The sequence below is a fragment of the Ensifer sp. GW821-FHT05G01 genome (assembly GCF_059419585.1).
Window position 1 is genome coordinate 903,078 of sequence record NZ_JBWKSC010000001.1, and the last position, 19,097, is coordinate 922,174.

Genomic DNA, 19,097 nt, shown 5'->3' on the forward strand with positions numbered 1-19,097 from the left:
TCCGTTTCCCTTTCGAGGTCTCCTTAAAGGAGCCACGATGAAAACAGAACGATTTTCTTCAAGGGAAGCGTGCCGGTGGTTCAGAGGCTGCGGATGATGCGCCGCAGCGCCTCGTCGCGCGCACCGAGCATCAGAACGTTCTTGAGCGCGACCTTCGGGTCGTCGGTGCGAAAGAGCAGGCCATTGTCGCTGACGCTGCGATTGATGGTCATCTGACCTTCCTGCGCGTCGGGTTCGATGGCGACGGCGAAGTACATCCGGGAATAGCCGGTCTGGATACGCTCGAAGAAGTGCTTTTCGTCGCCGAGATCGCAGAAGAAGTTGGCGAAGTAGAAGGACCAGGTCACGTCCTTGGATTGGGCGAGATGTGTTCTCGCCGCCGTCACATGGCAATAGCCCAGATGCGGCCGACCGGCGAGCGTGCGGTGGAAGATCATCTTGGGAAACTGGATCGAGGTGTGGAAGCCGTTCATCCGCTTGTGCGTCGTTTCGCCGGCGGTTGTCAGCTTGTGGCCGGTGCGCTGGGCAACCTCGTCATAGCTGAGATAGCGCCGTTCGCGCTGCGACCATTGCCGCCTTTCGATGCGGCCGGTGCGCAGGAACTCGGTATGGACCGCTGTCTTCGGAGCGATCGTGGGCAGCTTCTCGGCTGCGGCGTCGTAGTATTTGAGCTTTGCCATGGACTTCAATGCGCTGTTTGCCGGTTCGGCCGGTTTCTCCGTCAGGCGACGCTAATGCATTATGGTTAATGGAAGATTTCATTGCGCCGGCCAGGATGGATGAGCCGACGCCGCAACGGATGTCGCAAAATGGCGAAGGCTTCGCGCTTTCGCGCCGGCTTTGCCGGAAAAAGCGACAACTGCCCAATATTTGATCTATCTCATTGTTTATAATGACAAATAGTCGGCCTTGTGGTGTTTCAGACACGGGATGCACTGTGTCGTCTTTCTGGAATTGGATGTCGTTAATCGGCAGCTGCGACGACGGCTTCCGCGATTAGATATGCCTACTCAAGGTGCCGCCTCTTAGGGAAGACGGAGAATTGGGAAGCCGGTCAAAACCCGGCGCTGCCCCCGCAACGGTGGTGGAGCGAAAGCCTCGGCAAAAAGCCACTGGACGGTTCCGTCCGGGAAGGCGCCGGGCTGGTCCTTGCGGATAGCTCCTGAGCCCGGAAACCAGCCTTGACACGAATAGACCGTAACGGGTTGCGGCGGGCAGCCGGATCGGAGCCGTCATCGCACAGGCATTGCGCCTGCGTGGGTTCCAGTCCTGCCTCTCCGAAACAAGGCCAACGAGGATAGGACATGGACATCAAGGGCGATATGCTCCGCAAGCTGAAGGGCCGACGCGACGGCTACAGCCTCGACCGGGCCTTCTACATCGACCCCGACTACTACAGGCAGGATCTCGAGAGCATCTGGTACAAGGACTGGCTGTTCATCGGCCACGACTGCGAGGTCCCGCGCGCCGGCAACTATTTCACCGTTCAGGTCGGCGATTACCCCGTCGTCATCGTCCGCGACCGGCAGGGCACGATCCGCGCGCTGCACAATTCTTGCCGTCACCGCGGTTCCCGCGTCTGCTCGCAGCACAAGGGCTCATCGGCCAAGCTCGTCTGTCCCTACCATCAGTGGACCTACGAGCTCGACGGCACGTTGCTCTTTGCCCGTCAGATGGGCGAGGATTTCGACAAGGCCGCCCACAGCCTGAAGCCGATCCACTGCGAAACGGTCGGTGGCTACATCTTCATCAACCTGTCCGAACAGCCGATGGACTTCGCTCCGTTCCGCGACATGGTCGCGCCCTATCTCGCGCCGCACCGCCTTGGCGAAACCAAGGTCGCCTTCGAAAGCACCATCATAGAGAAGGGCAACTGGAAGCTCGTCTGGGAAAACAACCGCGAGTGCTACCATTGCGCAGCCAACCATCCCGAGCTTTGCCGGACCTATCCGGAAGCCCCGACGGCGACCGGCGTGCAAGGCGCCAAGGATGATCCTGTCATCGCCGCCCATTGGGAAAAATGCGAAGCGTCCGGGCTTCCGAGCGAGTTCCGCATGTCCGAGACCGGCCAGTTCCGCTCGGCGCGCATGCCGTTGATCGACGACGCCGAGAGTTACACCATGTCCGGCGCCCGCGCCGTGCGGCGGCAATTGTCGGCGGATGTCAGTCAGAAGCATATCGGTACGCTGCTTCTGTTCCATTATCCGTCGACCTGGAACCATGTGCTGGCCGACCATGCGATCACCTTCCGCGTTTTGCCGCTCGGGCCTGAGCTGACGCAGGTTACGACCAAGTGGCTGGTCAACAAGGATGCGGTCGAGGGCGTCGACTACAATCTGGAAGAACTGACGCACGTGTGGACCGAGACCAACGATCAGGATCGCCAGATCGTCGAGGAAAACGCTTTCGGTATCCGCTCGCCGGCCTACCAGTCAGGGCCCTATTCGCCCGATCACGAAGGCGGTGTGATGCAGTTCGTCGAATGGTACTGCAAGTTCATGGAGCAGCGCCTCCAGGGCGAAGCTGCTCCGCTCTTTAGGGTCGCCTGATATGCAGATGGCATCCTCGTTCCATCACTTCGATGAACTCCATGTCTGGATCGACAGGCAGAACATGCTCGAATGCACATCCGCGGTCATGGAGACCGCGGATGTGATGACCTTTACCTTCCGGCCCGAGAAGCCGGCCTGGTTCCGTTATCTGCCCGGTCAGTTCGTCACGCTCGAACTGCCGGTGACCGACGACGAGCCGGTGATGCGCACGTACACGCTGTCGTCGACGCCTTCCCGGCCGCTTTCGATCGCCGTCACCGTCAAGGCGCAGGCCGACAGCATCGGCACGCGCTGGATGTTCGATCACCTGAAGCCGGGCATGCGGCTGAAGGCCTTCGGCCCGCTCGGCGATTTCAGCTTCGTGCGCCATCCCGGCGAAAAATACCTGTTCATCTCGGCAGGCTCCGGCGTCACGCCGATGATGTCGATGACGCGATGGATGGCAGACTGCATTCCGGAGACCGACGTCACCTTCATTTCCTGCGCGCGCCGGCCGGATGATATTCTGTTTCGCTCAGAGCTCGAAGTGCTGGCGCGCCAGATGTCGGGGCTGAACCTCGGCTTTGTGGTCGAGGGGCATGAGGCCCGGCACGGCTGGCACGGCCTGCGCGGCCGCATCGACGGCGCCAAGCTGCCGCTGCTTGCGCCCGACTTCCTGGAACGCACCGTATTCTGCTGCGGTCCGGAGCCGTTCATGCGCGGCGTGCGCGAGCTGTTGACGGCCGCCGGCTTCGACATGAGCCGCTATCACGAGGAAAGCTTCCAGCCGGCCGCAGCACCAGCCGCCGAGGAGATCGCAGTCAGGGCAGGGGTGGCAACCGATGCTGACGCGCAGGTCGCCAAGGTGGTGTTCACCATGAGCGGCAAGGAGATCGAGGCCAAGCCCGGCCAGACCATCCTGCAGGCGGCACGCGCCAATGGCGTCAGGATCGGGGCTGCCTGCGAAGGCGGCATCTGCGGCACCTGCCGGGTGATGAAAGTCGCCGGCGAGGTCGAGATGAACCACAACGGCGGCATTCTCGACGACGAAATTGACGAAGGCTATATCCTTGCCTGCTGCTCGCGCCCGCTCGGGGACGTGCAGATCGAGGCCTGATCGCGGGCAATGGTTGCGGGGAGGTTCCTCCCTGCAGCGATTGGGAGATCGACAGCAACGTTCGTGTGTTTGAAAAGACGCACGGGCCTGTAGGCCCGTCAGCGGCTGGCGGCAGCCAGCCGCACCGCGCGATCATGACGGCCGAAATCGATCGATCCGGTCGCCATCATGTCGACGCCTTCGCCCGCAGCGCTGGCGGCTTCCGCGCGGCTAATGAGCAGCGGCTGGGTTTCGATTGTGGCCTCTGCCTGGGCAGAGCTGGATACGCCGGCCCCTTTGTCGGCCTTCGCCAAGAGAACGAGGGGCATCGGTTTTTCCGGCAACAAGACACCGTCCGCCCAGATCGACCGCAAGGCGGTGCTGGTCATCGCGGCGACATTGACGTCGATGTCGTCGAGCGTGCCGGGCACACGATAGGGACAGCGGCGCTTGCCGCAATTGACGCCTGACGAGAACTGCCACAGCGCGTAGCTGTCCCAGTTGCCCATCGGGAAAACCTGACGGATATCCGGCTTGTAGCGGGCATACCAGAGCGGCAGCCGCGACAGCAGCCGATACCTGGAGCGGTTGGCCGCGATGTATTTCGCCGTCACATGGTTGGTGTAGAGCATCGGATAGCGGCCGGTGCGGGTCTTGATGTGACCGGCAAAGATCGCCGCGTCTTCGAGCGACATGTATTTTTTGGGGTCGATGCCTTCGAGATCGAGCACCATCAGCTCGTCGTCGCGGGGCTCCGCATAGTCGAGGAAATGGTTGGCCTGATCGACCGGGTTGCCGGGGCGGGCGAGATGGTAGGCGCCCCAGAGCAGCCCATGGGAGCGCGCGATCATCCGCCGTGTCTGATATAGCTCGCGGCTGACCGCGTATTTGCGCCACATCGTCTTGCAGTGGGCAAACGTGTCGCCACCATGATCGCCGGTGCAGGAGAAGCTTTCCGGCAGACCGTCGGAAGCCTTGGCAATGAAGCCGGAGATGCGCTTGTCGGCAAACATTGCCTCCCAGTCGATGCTGTTCATCTCATAGGCATCGACGATGATGGCGTTTGATTTCGTCTTCCAGGGCTCCAGCTCACCGGCGCGCGCGTTTGCCGCCGCGAATGCCAGACCCAGAAGGGTCGCGAGGCGCAGAATCATCCGTACAGTGGAGATATACCGCTTTGCCATTCAGTGAGATTGCCGACACTACAGTTAATGGATCGTAAATCCCAGTCCCCGAGCCGACTGTGCTTGAGACCGCGGCGAATGTATAGAGACTTGTGGCTGTATATCAGCTGCGCCTACTATTGCTGTCATTTCGCTCGGCCATTGCCCTGTCTGCAGCGTCACAGAAGCGCAAGGGGCCTCTCATGATTGGTACGCCAGCGTCTCACGATGCGCCGTCGCGTCGGCGGAGGCGCGATTTTTCGTTCCGGATCATGGAACAAAACCCGTCACTTAGGCGTTGATGGACGATTTCGCTTCTTTCGATCAGGCGACGCCGGCGCGCGGTGCCGAAACGGGATGAGATCGCACAGAACTCGTGATGGTGGTTCGCAGGCGCCGGAAGCGCGCATGGCTCTTATGGAGGGTTAAATGAGAACAATGACGGGCAATTGGTTCGCCACAGTGATTGCTTCGGCAGTCTTGATGACGTCGGCCGCGCCGTCCCAGGCTTTCATGCCGGCTCCGCCGCGTGTCGAGCGCCAAGTCGAACGCCTGAGCGACGCAACCGAGATCCAGTATCGCCGACCCGGCTACGAACGCCGCGGCGGATATTATTATTATAATGGCTATCGCGGTTATAACTATCGCAGGCCCGGATATCGCTACTACGATGGCTGGTGGTACCCGATGGCCGCCTTCGGCACCGGCGTGATCGTCGGCGGTGCGATCGCCCAGCCGCCGCGCTACGAGCGTCCCGCTCCTGCCTATGGCAGCCGCCACGTGCAGTGGTGCTATGACCGCTATCGGTCTTATCGTGCCTACGACAATACCTACCAGCCCTATGGCGCCCCGCGCCGGCAGTGCTACTCGCCTTACAGCTGAGTGCTAGGAAATAGATGGTGCAAAAGGCCGGACAATCTCCGGCCTTTCGCATGTCGGCAAGGTCAGAGAATGCCGATCCGCCGGAGGATCCACCAGGCAAGGCCCATCGAAAGCGCGATGAACAGCGCCGCATAGAGCGTGCCGCCGCCATCGGCAAAGGGCAGCGCGCCGGTGTTCATGCCGAAGAAGCCGGTGACCAGTGTCGGCGGCAGCAGGAAGGCCGTCATCAGCGACAGGATGTAGAGGTGCCGGTTGGTTTCGGACGAAATCTTGCTGTCGATCTCCTCGTGCAGCAGACGGGCACGTTCCTGCAGCGCAAAGACGTCGCGGTCGACAGCCTCCAGCCGATCCGAAAGGCGCTCCGTGACGTCGATGAAGCCGGGTGGCACCTCGTCTTCCTCCGACGCGCCGGCGCGCCGAAGCAGGGCGAGGATCGTGCGCAGGTGCCGATGAAGACGCACGACGGTCCGGCGTAGCGGCGCCAGGCCCGGCTGCTGACGGTGGCCGGCCTCGCCATAGACGTGGTCCTCGATAACGTTCAGCTCTTCGGTCAACTCCAGTACGAGCGAAATCAGCGTGCGCTGGAATTCCACCACCAGCATTTCGAACAGATCGATCGGCCGCGCGCATTTGGTGCTTTTTTCGACCGCGGCTTTCACTCGGTCGATGCTGCGCAGCGGGTGCAGCCGGGTGGTGATGATCACTTTGTCGCTGACGGCGAAATGCAGCCAGCCGATCGTTTTCGTCACCGCGTCGAACGTACGCTCGAAATCGACAAGGGTTCCATGCACGATGTCGTCCGACACGGTGATTGCGGCCTGGGTATCGTGGCTGGTCAGCGTCGTCACCGCGGCCGGCGGCAGGTTGCCGATCCGCTCGATCAGGCCTGGCGTGCGGGCGTCCGACAGCGCCAGATGCAGCCAGATCCAGCCGTCGCCCTTCAGCAGTCCGTCGATCGAGGCATCGTTGGCGATGCGCTGGCATCGGCTTTCGCCCGGCAGGAAGCGGTAGGCCCAGACGAGGCCGGGTATTTCTGGGGAAATCAGGTTCATGTGAACGCCTTGGCGAGAGCCATCGTTACTGGCTTCTATGCGCCGTTGATGACAGTTTTGTTACGGTGCGGCCTGCGCCGGCAGCCATCGTATGGTGGTCTGAATTGACGTTGACGTTTACGTAAAAATCAATAGTGTTCGGCCAAACGAAGATGCGCCGGCGGCCGCGTGAGCGGCCCGGAATCTGGGAGGATCATCATGTACAAGGCACCCGTTGACGAGATTGCGTTCACCTTGAAGCACGTGGCCGGCATGGCTGGCGCGCTGGAAAGCGGCGCCCTCGGCGATCTCGGCGAAGACCTCGTCGATGCAATCCTGTCGGAGGCCGGACGGTTCGCGACCGAGGAAGTGGCGCCGCTCGGCGATGTCGGCGACAGGCAGGGTTCGCGCCTCGTCGATGGCAAGGTCCAGACACCGGATGGCTGGCGCGATCTCTACCACAACTGGATCGGCGGCGGCTGGAACGGGCTAACGGCGCCGGATGAATTCGGCGGCCAGAACCTGCCGCATATGCTGCATGTCGCGGCGATGGAAATGTGGAATGCCGGCTCGATGGCCTTCGCGCTCGGGCCCACGCTCACAATGGGTGCCGTCGACGCGCTGGAGAAGCACGGCTCCGCGGCGCTGAAGGCGACCTATCTGCCGAAGATGGTTTCCGGCGAGTGGACCGGCACCATGAACCTGACGGAGCCGCATGCCGGCTCCGATCTCGGTGTTCTGAAGACCCGGGCCGAGCGCCGCGACGACGGCAGCTATCGCATTTTCGGCCAGAAGATCTTCATCACCTGGGGCGAACACGACTTTACCGACAACATCGTCCATCTTGTGCTCGCGCGGTTGCCGGATGCGCCTGCGGGCACCAAGGGTATTTCGCTGTTCCTGGTGCCGAAATTCCTGGTGAATGACGACGGTTCGCTCGGCGAGCGCAACGATCTGTTCTGCCATTCGCTGGAGCACAAACTCGGCATCCACGGTTCGCCGACCTGCACGATGATTTACGGCGACGGCAAGTTCGGCGCCGAGAAGGGTGCGATCGGCTACCTGATCGGCGAGGAAAACCGCGGCCTTGCCTGCATGTTCACGATGATGAACAACGCCCGGCTTGCGGTCGGGATGCAGGGTGTCGCGATTGCGGACGCCGCCACCCAGAAGGCGATCGCCTTTGCCAAGGAACGCACGCAGGGCAAGGCACCCGGTTGGGCCGGCCAAGGCATGAGCCCGATCATCGAGCACCCGGATGTCGCCCGCATGCTGCTGACGATGAAATCCCTGACGCAAGGCTCGCGCGCCATCGCCTATGCCTGTGCCCACGCGGTGGACATGGGCCACGCTGACGGCGCCAAGGCGACCTACTGGCAGGAGCGCTCCAGCCTGTTGACGCCGATCGCCAAGTCGTTCGCCACCGATGCCGGCGTCGACGTCGCTTCGCTCGGCATCCAGGTTCACGGTGGTATGGGCTTCATCGAAGAGACGGGGGCCGCCCGTTACCTGCGCGATGCACGTATCGCCCCGATCTACGAGGGCACCAACGGCATCCAGGCGATCGATCTCGTCACCCGCAAACTGCCGCTTTCGGGCGGCGAGCATGTCCGCGGCTTCGTCGCCGAGCTGCGCGAGATCGCTTCTGCGGTCAGCGCCTCCAATCGCGAAGGTTTCGGCGCGACGGCCGCGCGGCTCGATGCAGCGCTTGACGATCTCTCCGATGCGACGGAATGGCTGCTCGCGGCCGTGTCAGCCGGCAAGCTCTCCGAGGCATTGGCAGGCGCCACTGCCTATCAGCGCCTGTTCGGCCTCGCTTTGACCGGCGCCTACCTTGCCAAGGGTGGTCTTGCCGAAGCGTCTGACGGCAAGGACGAGCAGCGCATCGCGCTCAGCCGGTTCGCCGCCGAAAACATGCTGGCGGAAACCTCCGCCTTGAAGGATCGTGTCGTTACCGGTGCCGACAGCCTCGCTGCCGCACGTGCTGTCTTGGGTTGAGAGGAAATATCATGACCGACCACGTCCTCGTCGAGCGTCCGGACGCCTATCCCGGTGTTCAGGTCATCCGCCTCAACCGGCCGGAAAAGAAGAATGCCATCACGCGCGACATGTACGCGAAGATGACCAATGCCTTGACCGTCGCCGGTAGCGATCCGGCCGTTCGCGTCACCGCGTTTCTCGGCACGGACGGCTGCTTTTCCGCCGGCAACGACATGGCCGACTTCCTGGCATTTGCCATGGGCGGCTCGATGGGTACGGAGGTCATCGATTTTCTGAAGGCTCTCGCGAGCGCGGCCAAGCCGGTCGTCTCCGGTGTCGACGGGCTGGCGATCGGCATCGGCACGACGATCCACCTGCATTGCGATCTGACGATCTCTTCTGCCCGTTCGGTCTTCAAGACGCCCTTCGTCGATCTGGCCCTGGTGCCGGAAGCGGCTTCGAGCCTGATCGCACCGCGCATCATGGGCCACCAGCGGGCCTTCGCTCTGCTTGCCGCCGGCGAGCCGTTGGAGGCGCGCGATGCGCTCGAGGCCGGCCTGATCTGGAAGATCGTCGGCCAGGATGCGGTCGAAGACGAGACCCTGTCGCTCGCCGCCCGCCTTGCCAAGAAGCCGCCGGAGGCCCTGCGTATTGCCCGCGATCTCGTGCGCGGCGACCGCAGCGACGTGTTGGCGCGCATCGACGAAGAGGCGAAGCACTTCGCAGCACAGCTGAAAAGCGCCGAGGCGAGGGCGGCCTTTGAAGCCTTCATGCGCCGCTAAATCTCTGCCAGACGTGTTTTCGGCGCCTGAAATGCAAAGGTGGGGGCGGCCTTCTAGCCGTCCCATCGTGAAGATCGCGTTGCTGTCGGCATCCCGAACTCGCATATGTCAATTTTAATCGCTTCTTAAATAGCAAACGCTAGCGTGCGGCGCGATAGGCCTATCCTCACGAGGGTGGCCCCGGCCGCATGAAGCATGGCCGCTTCCGCCTTTTGGCATGTTCAACGTTTTCCCGAGGCTTGCCCCAACCGCCATTCCGGCGGCTGAGCGATGCTGCGCGTGAAAATCATCGAGAGCTCATGTCCGGCGAAGCACGCCGGCCCCTGTTAGGAGCCCATCTTGTCCAAGCGATCGAACCTCATGACGCGCATTCTGGTTGCCGCGTCCGGTGTCGTTGTCACCGCCTTCGCCGGCTTTTCCGTTTACATCGACAGCCTCCAGTACGACACCACGACGAAGGCCGTCGAAGAAAACATTTCGTCCTCCGGCGATCAGGCGGCACAGAGCGTTGCCAAGTGGCTGAACGGTCGCGTCACCTTGACGGCGATGGTGGCCGATGCCGCCGGCCGTGCGGCTGACGACGCCGGCGTCCAGCCGATCCTCAAGAACGACGTCCTGACCAGCGAGTTCATGTCGACCTATGTCGGCAACGAGGCGGGCAAGTTCATCACCTGGCCTGACAATCCGATGCCCGCCGGCTACGACCCGCGCCAGCGTCCGTGGTACCAGCAGGCGGTCAAGGCCGACGCGCGCGTCCTCACCGAGCCCTATGTCGACGCCTCGACCGGTGAACTCATCATCAGCGCGGCCATCCCGGTCAAGCGTGACGGCAAGCTATACGGCGTCGCCGGCAGCGACTTCTCGCTGGAAACACTGGTCTCGATGGTCAAGGGCATCGACGTCGGCGGTGAAGGTTTTGCCTTCCTCGCCAGCAAGGACGGTCAGATCCTCGTCCACCCGGATTCCAAGCTCGTCACCAAGACGCTTGCCGATGCCTTCCCGATCGACACACCGACGATCAGCTCCGGCATCATGAACACCGAACTCGACGGCAAGCCGATGATCGTCAGCTTCGTGCCCGTTCAGGGCCTGCCTTCCGTCGAATGGTATGTCGGCTTCGTGATCGATGCCGATGTCGCCTATTCCGCGATCGATCAGTTCCGCATTGCCGCCACCGTCGCGACCATTCTTGCGGTCGGCGTCATGCTCGTCTTCCTTGCAACCTTCCTCAACCGTTTGGTCATCCGCCCCGTCACCGACATGACCGGCGCGATGGAAAAGCTCGCTTCGGGCAACCACAACGTCGAAATTCCCGGTGAAGAGCGTACCGACCAGATCGGCTCGATGGCTGCTGCCGTCGCCGTCTTCAAGGCCAATGCGGTCGAACGTGCTCGTCTCGAAGACGAAGCGGATGCGAACCGTTCTGTGTCGGAGCGTGAGCGTCTGGAACGCCAGGCGCGGGATGCGCGTGAGGCAGCCGAAGTGCAGCAGGCCGTCGATGGTCTGGCAACCGGTCTCGGTCGTCTTGCCGACGGCGATCTCGCCTACCGCATCGACAATCCCTTCGCCGATCGTCTCGACCGCCTGCGCGCCGACTTCAACAACTCGGTCGCCAAGCTGCACGACACGCTCTGCGCCGTCGGGGCGAACGCCCGCGGCATCGATGCCGGCGCGACGGAAATCCGCTCGGCGGCCGACGATCTCGCCCGCCGCACCGAGCAACAGGCAGCCTCCGTCGAAGAGACGGCAGCGGCGCTCGAAGAGATCACCACCACGGTCAAGGACTCCGCCCGCCGCGCCGAGGAAGTCGGCGCGCTGGTCGCCCGCACCCGCGCCGGTGCGGAAAAGTCCGGCGAGGTCGTCGCCAACGCCGTCGTGGCGATGCATGCGATCGAGAAGTCCTCTGGCGAAATCTCCAACATCATCGGCGTCATCGACGACATCGCCTTCCAGACCAACCTCCTGGCGCTGAATGCCGGCGTCGAAGCGGCGCGCGCCGGGGAAGCGGGCAAGGGCTTTGCCGTCGTTGCCCAGGAAGTGCGTGAGCTGGCGCAGCGTTCGGCCAATGCCGCCAAGGAGATCAAGGCGTTGATCACCACCTCGGGCAACCAGGTGCGCAGCGGCGTGACGCTGGTCGGCGATACCGGCAAGGCACTGGAAACGATCGTTGCCGAAGTCCAGGAGATCAACAAGCATGTGAGCGCGATCGTCACTGCGACGCGCGAACAGTCGACGGGTCTTCAGGAGATCAACACGGCGGTCAACACCATGGACCAGGGCACGCAGCAGAACGCCGCGATGGTGGAAGAGCAGACGGCGGCAAGCCATGGTCTGGCGTCCGAAGCTGCCTCGCTCAACGCGCTTCTCGCCCAGTTCAACCTCGGCAACACCCAGAGCGCCTACGCGCCGACAGCAGCACCGCGCCGTCGCGCCGCATAATAAAACATCCTGGATGCGAAATGAGACCCGGGGCACAACCCCGGGTCTTTGCGTTTTGACGCCGCTTCTCGAAAATCCAGCGCGGAAACCGTAATTCGTTGTTCGAACTCTGCTTTTTTACGTTTTGATAAAGTGTCGGGGCCTACCGTCCGATTGCCGCGAAATGACTTCGCACCGCACATCCGCCGATCGGGTCCATCTCCTGAAAAGGTCGCCTCAGGACCGCCGCGCTGTGTTCCAGACACCTGCCTCACGCTGCGCGTGTTTTGGCTTTTCCATCACGCGTTCGAAGTTTGCTCGTGATCCGCTTTTCAAGCGATCGCGCGAAGGGAGACGAACGGTGATTCTTAAGACTGCGACCGCACGCAACATGTTTGCCATCGTAATGACTGGCCTTTTGACCTGTATGGTCACGGCTGCCATCGTGTTCTGGCTATCCTACCAGCAGCTAAAAGAGCGCAGCATCGCGGAGATGACCAACGCCGCCTATGCAAGTGCTGCCAATGTCGAAGCGAGGTTCGCAGAGACGAAGACGCTCGCCAGCAACATGCGCTCCGCCCTCTACGCCATGAAGGACAGTGGCACCGCATCTCGCGAAGGCACGGTCGCACTGCTGAAGACGCTGATCGGCGACAACCCTCTGGCCGTCGGCCTCAGCACCGCCTGGGAGCCAAACGCCTTCGACGGCAAGGATGCGGAATACGTCGGCAAGCCGGGCCATGACGCCAGCGGTCGCTTTATCCCCTACATCGCGCGCTCCGGCGACCAGATCGTCCACGAGGCGCTGATCGACTACGACAAGCCGGGCGCGGGTGACTACTATCAGGTTCCCAAGAAGACCGGCCTTGACATGATCACCGAGCCCTACTTCTACAAGATCAACGGCCAGGACGTGCTGATGACGTCGATCATGGTGCCGCTGAAGCTCGACAATGCCTTCATCGGCGTCGATGGCGTCGACATGGCGCTTGGCCAGCTCTCCAAGGAGCTTGGCAAGCTGGCGCCGTTCGGTACCGGTTTCGTTTCGCTGGTCAGCCAGGGCGGCAGTATCATCAGCCACCCTGACGAGAAATTCCTCGGTAAATCGCTGAAGGACACCGGGCTCGATGCCGGCGGCTGGGGCCAGCTTCTGGGCAAGACCGAGCATGCGCTCGAACTCACCCATACGGATGGCTCGGTGCATATCGCCGTTGCCGTGCCAGTCAAGCTTCTGCCGGATACGACCTGGTACGTCGTGGTATCGGTGCCGCAGGCGACCGTGTTTGCCGGTCTCTCGCAGCTTGCAATGATCTCCGTCGCGGTTATCGCCGTCGCAGCGCTGATCATGATCCTGGTCGGCTGGACGCTCGCTACCCGCTTCCGCAAACGCGTTGCAGCGGTCATCGGCGTCACCGGTGAAATCGCGGCCGGCAAGACCGATGTCGATCTGTCGGAAGCAGAACGCAAGGACGAGATCGGTGATCTCGCCCGTTCGCTGCAGGTCTTGCGTGATGCGACCATCGCCAAGCTCAAGCTCGAAGACGAAGCGGATGCGAACCGTTCGCTGTCGGAGCGTGAACGTCTGGAACGCCAGGCGCGGGATGCGCGTGAGGCAGCCGAAGTGCAGCAGGCCGTCGATGGTCTGGCAACCGGTCTCGGTCGTCTTGCCGACGGCGATCTCGCCTACCGCATCGACAATCCCTTCGCCGATCGTCTCGACCGCCTGCGCGCCGACTTCAACAACTCGGTCGCCAAGCTGCACGACACGCTCTGCGCCGTCGGCGCGAACGCCCGCGGCATCGATGCCGGCGCGACGGAAATCCGCTCGGCGGCCGACGATCTCGCCCGCCGTACCGAGCAGCAGGCAGCCTCCGTCGAAGAGACGGCAGCGGCGCTCGAAGAGATCACCACCACGGTCAAGGACTCCGCCCGTCGCGCCGAGGAAGTTGGCGCGCTGGTCGCCCGCACCCGGGCTGGTGCCGAAAAGTCCGGCGAGGTCGTTGCCAACGCCGTCGTGGCGATGCACGCCATCGAGAAGTCCTCTGGCGAAATCTCCAACATCATCGGCGTCATCGACGAGATCGCCTTCCAGACCAACCTTTTGGCACTGAATGCCGGCGTCGAGGCGGCGCGGGCAGGCGATGCGGGCCGCGGCTTTGCTGTCGTCGCGCAGGAAGTACGCGAACTTGCTCAGCGCTCGGCCAATGCCGCCAAGGAGATCAAGGCGCTGATCACCACCTCGGGCAACCAGGTGCGCAGCGGCGTGACGCTGGTCGGCGATACCGGCAAGGCGCTGCAGACGATCGTTGCCGAGGTCCAGGAGATCAACAAGCATGTGAGCGCGATCGTGACCGCGACGCGAGAGCAATCGACCGGTCTTCAAGAGATCAACACGGCGGTCAACACTATGGACCAGGGCACGCAGCAGAACGCGGCGATGGTGGAAGAGCAGACGGCGGCAAGCCATGGCCTTGCCTCCGAAGCAGCTTCGCTCAACGCGCTTCTCGCCCAGTTCAATCTGGGCAACACCCAGAGCGCCTACGCGCCGGCACCAACGTCCCGTCGCCGGGCGGCATAAAGCTACGATATCAACACGAATGATGAGAAAAGGCCCGGAAATCCGGGCCTTTTTCTATTTCTCCAGCGTGGCGACGGCCTCGACATGGGCCGACCAGAGGAACTGGTCGATCGGCGTTACCGAGGTGATGCGGTAGCCGGCGGCAACAAGGATCGCGAGATCGCGCGCAAGCGTGATCGGGTTGCAGGAGACGGCGACGACCTTCTTGACGCCGGAGCGGGCAATCTCCTGACACTGCACGTCGGCACCGGCGCGCGGGGGGTCGAAGACGATGGCGTCGTAGACCTTCAGCTCCTGCGCCATCAGCGGCCGGCGGAAGAGATCGCGCTTTTCGATCGTAACCGGCTTCAGCCCTTGCGTGTTGCGGGCGGCAAAGTCGAGCGCCTTCAGCGCCTTGTCTTCGCCTTCGACCGCATGCACGCGCGCCTTGCGGGCCATGCGCAGCGCAAACGTGCCGCTGCCGGCAAAGAGGTCGGCAACGCGTTTTGCCTTGCCGATATGATCGAGCACCAGCGCCGCCATTGCCTCTTCCGCAGCAAGTGTTGCCTGGGTGAAGCCGCCAGGAGGCGGTGAAACGGCGACACCTCCGAATTCGATGATGGGCTTGGTCGGCTCGACGATGATCTCGCCATTGAGGCTGACGCGAGCAATGCCGCGTTCGCCAAGAACCGTCTCGACCGTGCGCCGGCGTTCGCGGTCGCCAAATCCCTTGATGCCATCGACCGAGAGGTCGAGGCCCGAAAGCGTCTCGAGAACGGTGATGCGGAACGGCTCGGCGTTGACCGCCATGGCCGCACCGATCTTGCTGATGGTGGCGAGCCGCGAGACAATACCCGGGCTCGCGACGGGACATTCCGAAATCGCGACGATGTGGTGGCTTTCCGCCTGGTTGAAGCCGAGAAGCAGGTCCTTTTCGGTCTTGCGGGCGGTGAAGACGGCGCGGCGGCGTTCGCCCGGATGGGCTGTGATCAGCGGCGCGACGTCCGGCTTCAAGCCCTTAGACTTCAGGGCGTTGATCACCAGGTCGCGCTTGAACGTCTGATAGAGGGGATCGCCGGCATGCTGCAGCGTGCAGCCGCCGCAGGTGCCGTTCTCGCCATCCGGGCCGAAGTGCCGACAGTGCGGCTCGACCCTATCCGGCGATGCTTCGCGCAGCGAGATCAGCGTGCCGTGGGACTTGTTGACCGCAAGGGCAGCACTTTCGCCCGGCAGAGTAAAGGGTGCGTAGACCGGACCGTCTTCGGTCTCGGCGATGCCGTCGCCCTGCGCGCCGAGGCGGGCGATCGTCAGGGTCTGCGTGCTCATGGCTTTTTCCCGGCCAGCAGGAATTCGACGTTGCCGTCACCGCCTGCAATTGGGGAGGGGATGAGGCCAAGGCTTTGCCAGCCCATGTCTTCGACCAGCCAGCGCTCAAGTTCGGCGGCAACAGCGGGTGCGCTGTCGGGATCCTTCAAGAGGCCCGCCTTGCTGATCGCATCGCGGCCGGCCTCGAACTGCGGTTTGACAAGCAGGATGCAGTGCGCGCCGGACAGCGCCATTTCGAGTGCCGGCGGCAAGGCGAGCTTCAAGGAAATGAAGGACACATCGGAAACGATGAAGGTGACGTCGCGGTTGTCGATGTCGTCCTCGGTCATCGCCCGGGCGTTGAGGCCCTCGATGCTGGTCACGCGCGGATCGCTCTCGATGCGCGGATGGATCTGGCCATGGCCGACATCGATCGCAACCACATGCTCGGCGCCGCGCTTCAACAGCACCTCGGTGAAGCCGCCGGTCGAGGCGCCGATATCGACGCAGCTATCGCCTGAGGGATCAAGCCCGAAATGATCGAGCGCTGCGGCAAGCTTCAGCGCGGCGCGCGAAACATAATCCTGTGCCGGATCGTCGATGGTGATGGTCACGCTTTCGGCAAAAGCGAGGGATGGCTTGGTGACCGTGCGGCCGTCTACCTTGACGGTGCCGCGCTGGATCGCGTCGCGCGCACGGGCGCGGCTGGCGACCAGTCCCGTGTTGAGCAGCAACTGGTCCAGGCGGACCCTGTTCTTGTGTTCTTCATTCTGACGATCTTCTGACATGTGCCTCTCATGGCGGCTTGCTGGCCTTATGGCAAGCCCCTTCGCTGTCAAGCGAGCTTTGCGGCGGGAAAGACGCAGCAATAAAGACCCCCAAGAAAACCGGCTAATATTCACGCCTCCTTAAATGATGCGTGGCAATTTCGCCAAATGTCGCAACCTGCATGAAGCAGGATCTCCGTCCCTTAATCGGACCTCCCGACACATCTGATCATCCCTCGACCTGACGCCGTCTGGCGCAAGGAGTTTCCGCATGCCCCGCTTTCATCTCAGGCTTTCGCACCGTATCGGCCTGCTGGTGCCGATCGCCGTCGCCGGCATTCTCGCCATCGTCGGCATCTTCATCGTCGAGCGGGATATCGAGGAGGGGTATCGTGAGCAGGTCCAAGTGCATCGCGACGCGGACAGGGCGCTCCTGGTTCTGGAAAGCCAGTTCCTGCAGAATCGTCGCGCCGAAAAGGACTTTCTGCTGCGGCGGGAGGAGAAGTATGCCGCTTCGCATCAGGACGTCGCCGCCAAGGCGAACGAGACGATCACCGCGCTCGGCAACCTGCTCGACAGCCAGTCGACGCAGGCGCAACTCAAGCTGATTTCCGAAGGGTACAAACGCTACCTCGGTGAATTCGTGGCCGTTGCCGATGCCAATCGCACACTCGGTCTTGAACCGTCGGCCGGCAAGGAAGGCGCGATGCGGGCCGCGGTCCACGCGATCGAGGAGGCGCTGAAGTCCGTTTCGGACAAAGGGCTGCAGGCGAGCATGTTGACGATGCGGCGCCACGAGAAAGACTTCATCATGCGGCGCGATCACAAATACGTCGAGAAACATGCCGAGGAGGTGAAGACCTTCGCCGGTTTCCCGGCCGAATTGTTCGGTGGCAAGGAAAACCAAGCCAAGATCTTGGCAGCATTGAAAAATTATGGGGCTGCCTTTGTGGACTACGCCGCGCTGGCTGAGAACGAGACTGCGTTGCGCAGGCGGATGTCCGAGACTTTCTCCAACGTCGAGCCAATCTTCGAGCAGATGGCGACCGCGATTGAGGCTGAGAAGGCTGAAGCCGAGACGGAGAGCGCTTCAATGCAGGCTTTCGTGGAGAAGATCGCGCTGGGCGCCATTTTCGCCGCGATCGCGATCATCGCCGCCACCGTCTTCCTCGTCGGTCGGACAATTTCCAAACCGATCGTCGCCACCACCCGTTCGATGACGCGTCTCGCCGAGGGCGACACTGCATCCGCTATTCCCTATGCCGGCCGGAAGGACGAAATCGGCGAGATGGCCGGCGCTGTCGAAATCTTCCGGCAGGCGGCGATCGCCAATCAGAGGCTGGAGGCGGAAGCTGCGGAAAACCGCGCCCGTGCCGATGCGGAGCGCGTGCGCCTGCAGGAGGAGGCCGAAGCTGCCGCCCAGGCACGCCTTCGCCAGGCGACCTCAGGTCTTGCCGGGGGCCTTCAGCGGCTGGCGGCTGGCGATCTCGCCTTCCAATTGTCCGAGCCATTTGCGCCGGACTTCGAACAACTGCGTCATGATCTGAATTCGGCTGTTTCCCGGCTTGGCGATGCGCTGGCAGCGGTGGCCGATTCCAGCGGCTCGATCGACGGTGGCTCGCGCGAAATCAGCGAAAGTGCGGACGACCTGTCCCGGCGCACGGAGCAGCAGGCCGCCTCGCTGGAGCAGACGGCGGCGGCCCTCGACGAGATCACCGCCAATGTTACAAGCTCGACCCGGCGTGCCGAAGAAGCACGCGCCGTGGCCGGCGAGGCAAATTCAAGCGCTGCCAAATCCGGTGTCGTGGTCGCAAGCGCCGTGGAGGCGATGCGCCGGATCGAAAGCTCCTCAGGCCAGATCTCCAACATCATCGGCGTCATCGATGAAATCGCCTTCCAGACCAATCTCCTGGCGCTCAATGCCGGCGTCGAGGCGGCGCGGGCAGGCGATGCCGGAAAGGGGTTTGCCGTCGTTGCTCAGGAAGTGCGCGAACTTGCCCAGCGCTCGGCCAAGGCCGCCAAGGAGATCAAGGAGCTTATCCGCAATTCCAGCGTCGAGGTCGAAGGTGGGGTCAAGCTGGTGCGTGATACCGGCGAGGCGCTGAAGGCGATCGGTGGCCACGTCGCCACGATCAACCAGCACATGGACGCGATCGCCATTTCGGCACGCGAACAGTCGGTGGGCCTCAGCGAAGTCAACACCGCCGTCAACCAGATGGACCAGGTGACGCAGAAGAATGCGGCCATGGTCGAAGAGGCCAACGCCGCCAGCGCTCAGCTTGCCAGCGAAGCCGGACGCCTGCGCGAGCTTATTGCCCGCTTCACCCTGCCGGGTCGAACGAATGGTGCGACTGCGGCAAGCGACCTGCGCGCCATGGCGCGCACGATGGCGGCGCCCGCGGCACCAGTGCGCGCGGCGAGTGCCGCACGTCCGATATCACACGGCAATGCGGCCGTGGCGCAGGACGACTGGCAGGAATTCTGATCGTTGCCTTGAAAAGCAAAAGACCCCGGTTCAGCGCCGGAGTCTCTCTCTCTTTCGGACTGCCTGCTTTCGCGGCGGTCGTCTGTTTCTCTCTCGGGTC

Annotated in this window: 13 protein-coding genes and 1 riboswitch; of the genes, 8 read left to right on the top strand and 5 right to left on the bottom strand. The window is 62.8% G+C overall.

The features are described from left to right. Positions 1 to 80: 80 nt before the first annotated feature. Entirely contained in the window at positions 81 to 680 is a 600-nt protein-coding gene (locus AC07UR_RS04345; protein ID WP_209787256.1) for a DUF6656 family protein, read from the bottom strand. 316 nt (positions 681 to 996) lie between these two features. Further along, positions 997 to 1,198: riboswitch (cobalamin riboswitch) on the top strand. A gap of 106 nt (positions 1,199 to 1,304) precedes the next feature. On the opposite strand from AC07UR_RS04345, the gene AC07UR_RS04350 reads away from it, so the two are divergent. Then, positions 1,305 to 2,549, top strand: a complete 1,245-nt coding sequence (locus AC07UR_RS04350; protein ID WP_173419193.1) for an aromatic ring-hydroxylating oxygenase subunit alpha — start codon at positions 1,305 to 1,307, stop codon at positions 2,547 to 2,549. Between the two features lies 1 nt (position 2,550). Then, positions 2,551 to 3,648 carry an FAD-binding oxidoreductase gene (locus tag AC07UR_RS04355; protein ID WP_173419194.1) on the top strand — a complete coding sequence of 366 codons (1,098 nt, stop codon included), beginning with the start codon at positions 2,551 to 2,553 and terminating at the stop codon, positions 3,646 to 3,648. Positions 3,649 to 3,746: 98 nt separating this feature from the next. Here AC07UR_RS04355 and AC07UR_RS04360 read toward each other — a convergent pair whose 3' ends face one another. Beyond that, complete coding sequence (locus tag AC07UR_RS04360; protein WP_173419195.1) at positions 3,747 to 4,811, bottom strand: glycoside hydrolase family 25 protein; 1,065 nt, start codon at positions 4,809 to 4,811, stop codon at positions 3,747 to 3,749. Positions 4,812 to 5,228: 417 nt separating this feature from the next. On the opposite strand from AC07UR_RS04360, the gene AC07UR_RS04365 reads away from it, so the two are divergent. Next, positions 5,229 to 5,672: a BA14K family protein gene (locus AC07UR_RS04365; RefSeq protein ID WP_209788480.1), complete on the top strand. Its 444-nt coding sequence runs from the start codon at positions 5,229 to 5,231 to the stop codon at positions 5,670 to 5,672. 62 nt (positions 5,673 to 5,734) lie between these two features. On the opposite strand, the gene AC07UR_RS04370 is transcribed toward AC07UR_RS04365, so the two are convergent. Beyond that, positions 5,735 to 6,724, bottom strand: a complete 990-nt coding sequence (locus AC07UR_RS04370) for a transporter (protein ID WP_209787253.1) — start codon at positions 6,722 to 6,724, stop codon at positions 5,735 to 5,737. 198 nt (positions 6,725 to 6,922) lie between these two features. Between AC07UR_RS04370 and AC07UR_RS04375 the strand changes: the two genes are divergently transcribed. The 4 genes from AC07UR_RS04375 (at position 6,923) to AC07UR_RS04390 (ending at position 14,461) form a co-directional block, all read left to right on the top strand. After that, a complete protein-coding gene (locus tag AC07UR_RS04375) occupies positions 6,923 to 8,701 on the top strand; it encodes an acyl-CoA dehydrogenase family protein (protein ID WP_209787252.1) in 1,779 nt (592 codons plus the stop codon). Positions 8,702 to 8,712: 11 nt separating this feature from the next. Then, positions 8,713 to 9,465 carry a crotonase/enoyl-CoA hydratase family protein gene (locus AC07UR_RS04380; protein ID WP_209787250.1) on the top strand — a complete coding sequence of 251 codons (753 nt, stop codon included), beginning with the start codon at positions 8,713 to 8,715 and terminating at the stop codon, positions 9,463 to 9,465. Between the two features lie 339 nt (positions 9,466 to 9,804). Beyond that, positions 9,805 to 11,904: a methyl-accepting chemotaxis protein McpU gene (mcpU, locus tag AC07UR_RS04385; RefSeq protein WP_209787248.1), complete on the top strand. Its 2,100-nt coding sequence runs from the start codon at positions 9,805 to 9,807 to the stop codon at positions 11,902 to 11,904. 340 nt (positions 11,905 to 12,244) lie between these two features. Beyond that, positions 12,245 to 14,461 (top strand): methyl-accepting chemotaxis protein, encoded by a 2,217-nt coding sequence (locus tag AC07UR_RS04390; protein ID WP_327795803.1) that lies wholly within the window; start codon positions 12,245 to 12,247, stop codon positions 14,459 to 14,461. 54 nt (positions 14,462 to 14,515) lie between these two features. Here the strand turns inward: AC07UR_RS04390 and AC07UR_RS04395 are convergent, their stop codons facing one another. Together AC07UR_RS04395 and AC07UR_RS04400 are read right to left on the bottom strand one after the other, a co-directional pair. Further along, positions 14,516 to 15,766, bottom strand: coding sequence for a class I SAM-dependent RNA methyltransferase (locus AC07UR_RS04395; RefSeq protein WP_209787246.1), 1,251 nt, complete (start codon positions 15,764 to 15,766; stop codon positions 14,516 to 14,518). Further along, on the bottom strand, positions 15,763 to 16,533 hold the full coding sequence (locus tag AC07UR_RS04400; RefSeq protein WP_173419201.1) for a TlyA family RNA methyltransferase: 771 nt from the start codon (positions 16,531 to 16,533) through the stop codon (positions 15,763 to 15,765). Before AC07UR_RS04400 ends, AC07UR_RS04395 begins: the two co-directional genes overlap by 4 nt. Before the next feature lie 250 nt (positions 16,534 to 16,783). Between AC07UR_RS04400 and AC07UR_RS04405 the strand changes: the two genes are divergently transcribed. After that, on the top strand, positions 16,784 to 18,997 hold the full coding sequence (locus AC07UR_RS04405) for a methyl-accepting chemotaxis protein (RefSeq protein WP_209787245.1): 2,214 nt from the start codon (positions 16,784 to 16,786) through the stop codon (positions 18,995 to 18,997). Positions 18,998 to 19,097: the final 100 nt, after the last annotated feature.

Coding starts and splice junctions, on each gene's coding strand:
- AC07UR_RS04345 (WP_209787256.1), bottom strand. CDS start 680: ATGGCAAAGCTCAAATACTACGACGCCGCAGCCGAGAAGCTGCCCACG.
- AC07UR_RS04350 (WP_173419193.1), top strand. CDS start 1,305: ATGGACATCAAGGGCGATATGCTCCGCAAGCTGAAGGGCCGACGCGAC.
- AC07UR_RS04355 (WP_173419194.1), top strand. CDS start 2,551: ATGCAGATGGCATCCTCGTTCCATCACTTCGATGAACTCCATGTCTGG.
- AC07UR_RS04360 (WP_173419195.1), bottom strand. CDS start 4,811: ATGGCAAAGCGGTATATCTCCACTGTACGGATGATTCTGCGCCTCGCG.
- AC07UR_RS04365 (WP_209788480.1), top strand. CDS start 5,229: ATGACGGGCAATTGGTTCGCCACAGTGATTGCTTCGGCAGTCTTGATG.
- AC07UR_RS04370 (WP_209787253.1), bottom strand. CDS start 6,724: ATGAACCTGATTTCCCCAGAAATACCCGGCCTCGTCTGGGCCTACCGC.
- AC07UR_RS04375 (WP_209787252.1), top strand. CDS start 6,923: ATGTACAAGGCACCCGTTGACGAGATTGCGTTCACCTTGAAGCACGTG.
- AC07UR_RS04380 (WP_209787250.1), top strand. CDS start 8,713: ATGACCGACCACGTCCTCGTCGAGCGTCCGGACGCCTATCCCGGTGTT.
- AC07UR_RS04395 (WP_209787246.1), bottom strand. CDS start 15,766: ATGAGCACGCAGACCCTGACGATCGCCCGCCTCGGCGCGCAGGGCGAC.
- AC07UR_RS04400 (WP_173419201.1), bottom strand. CDS start 16,533: ATGTCAGAAGATCGTCAGAATGAAGAACACAAGAACAGGGTCCGCCTG.
- AC07UR_RS04405 (WP_209787245.1), top strand. CDS start 16,784: ATGCCCCGCTTTCATCTCAGGCTTTCGCACCGTATCGGCCTGCTGGTG.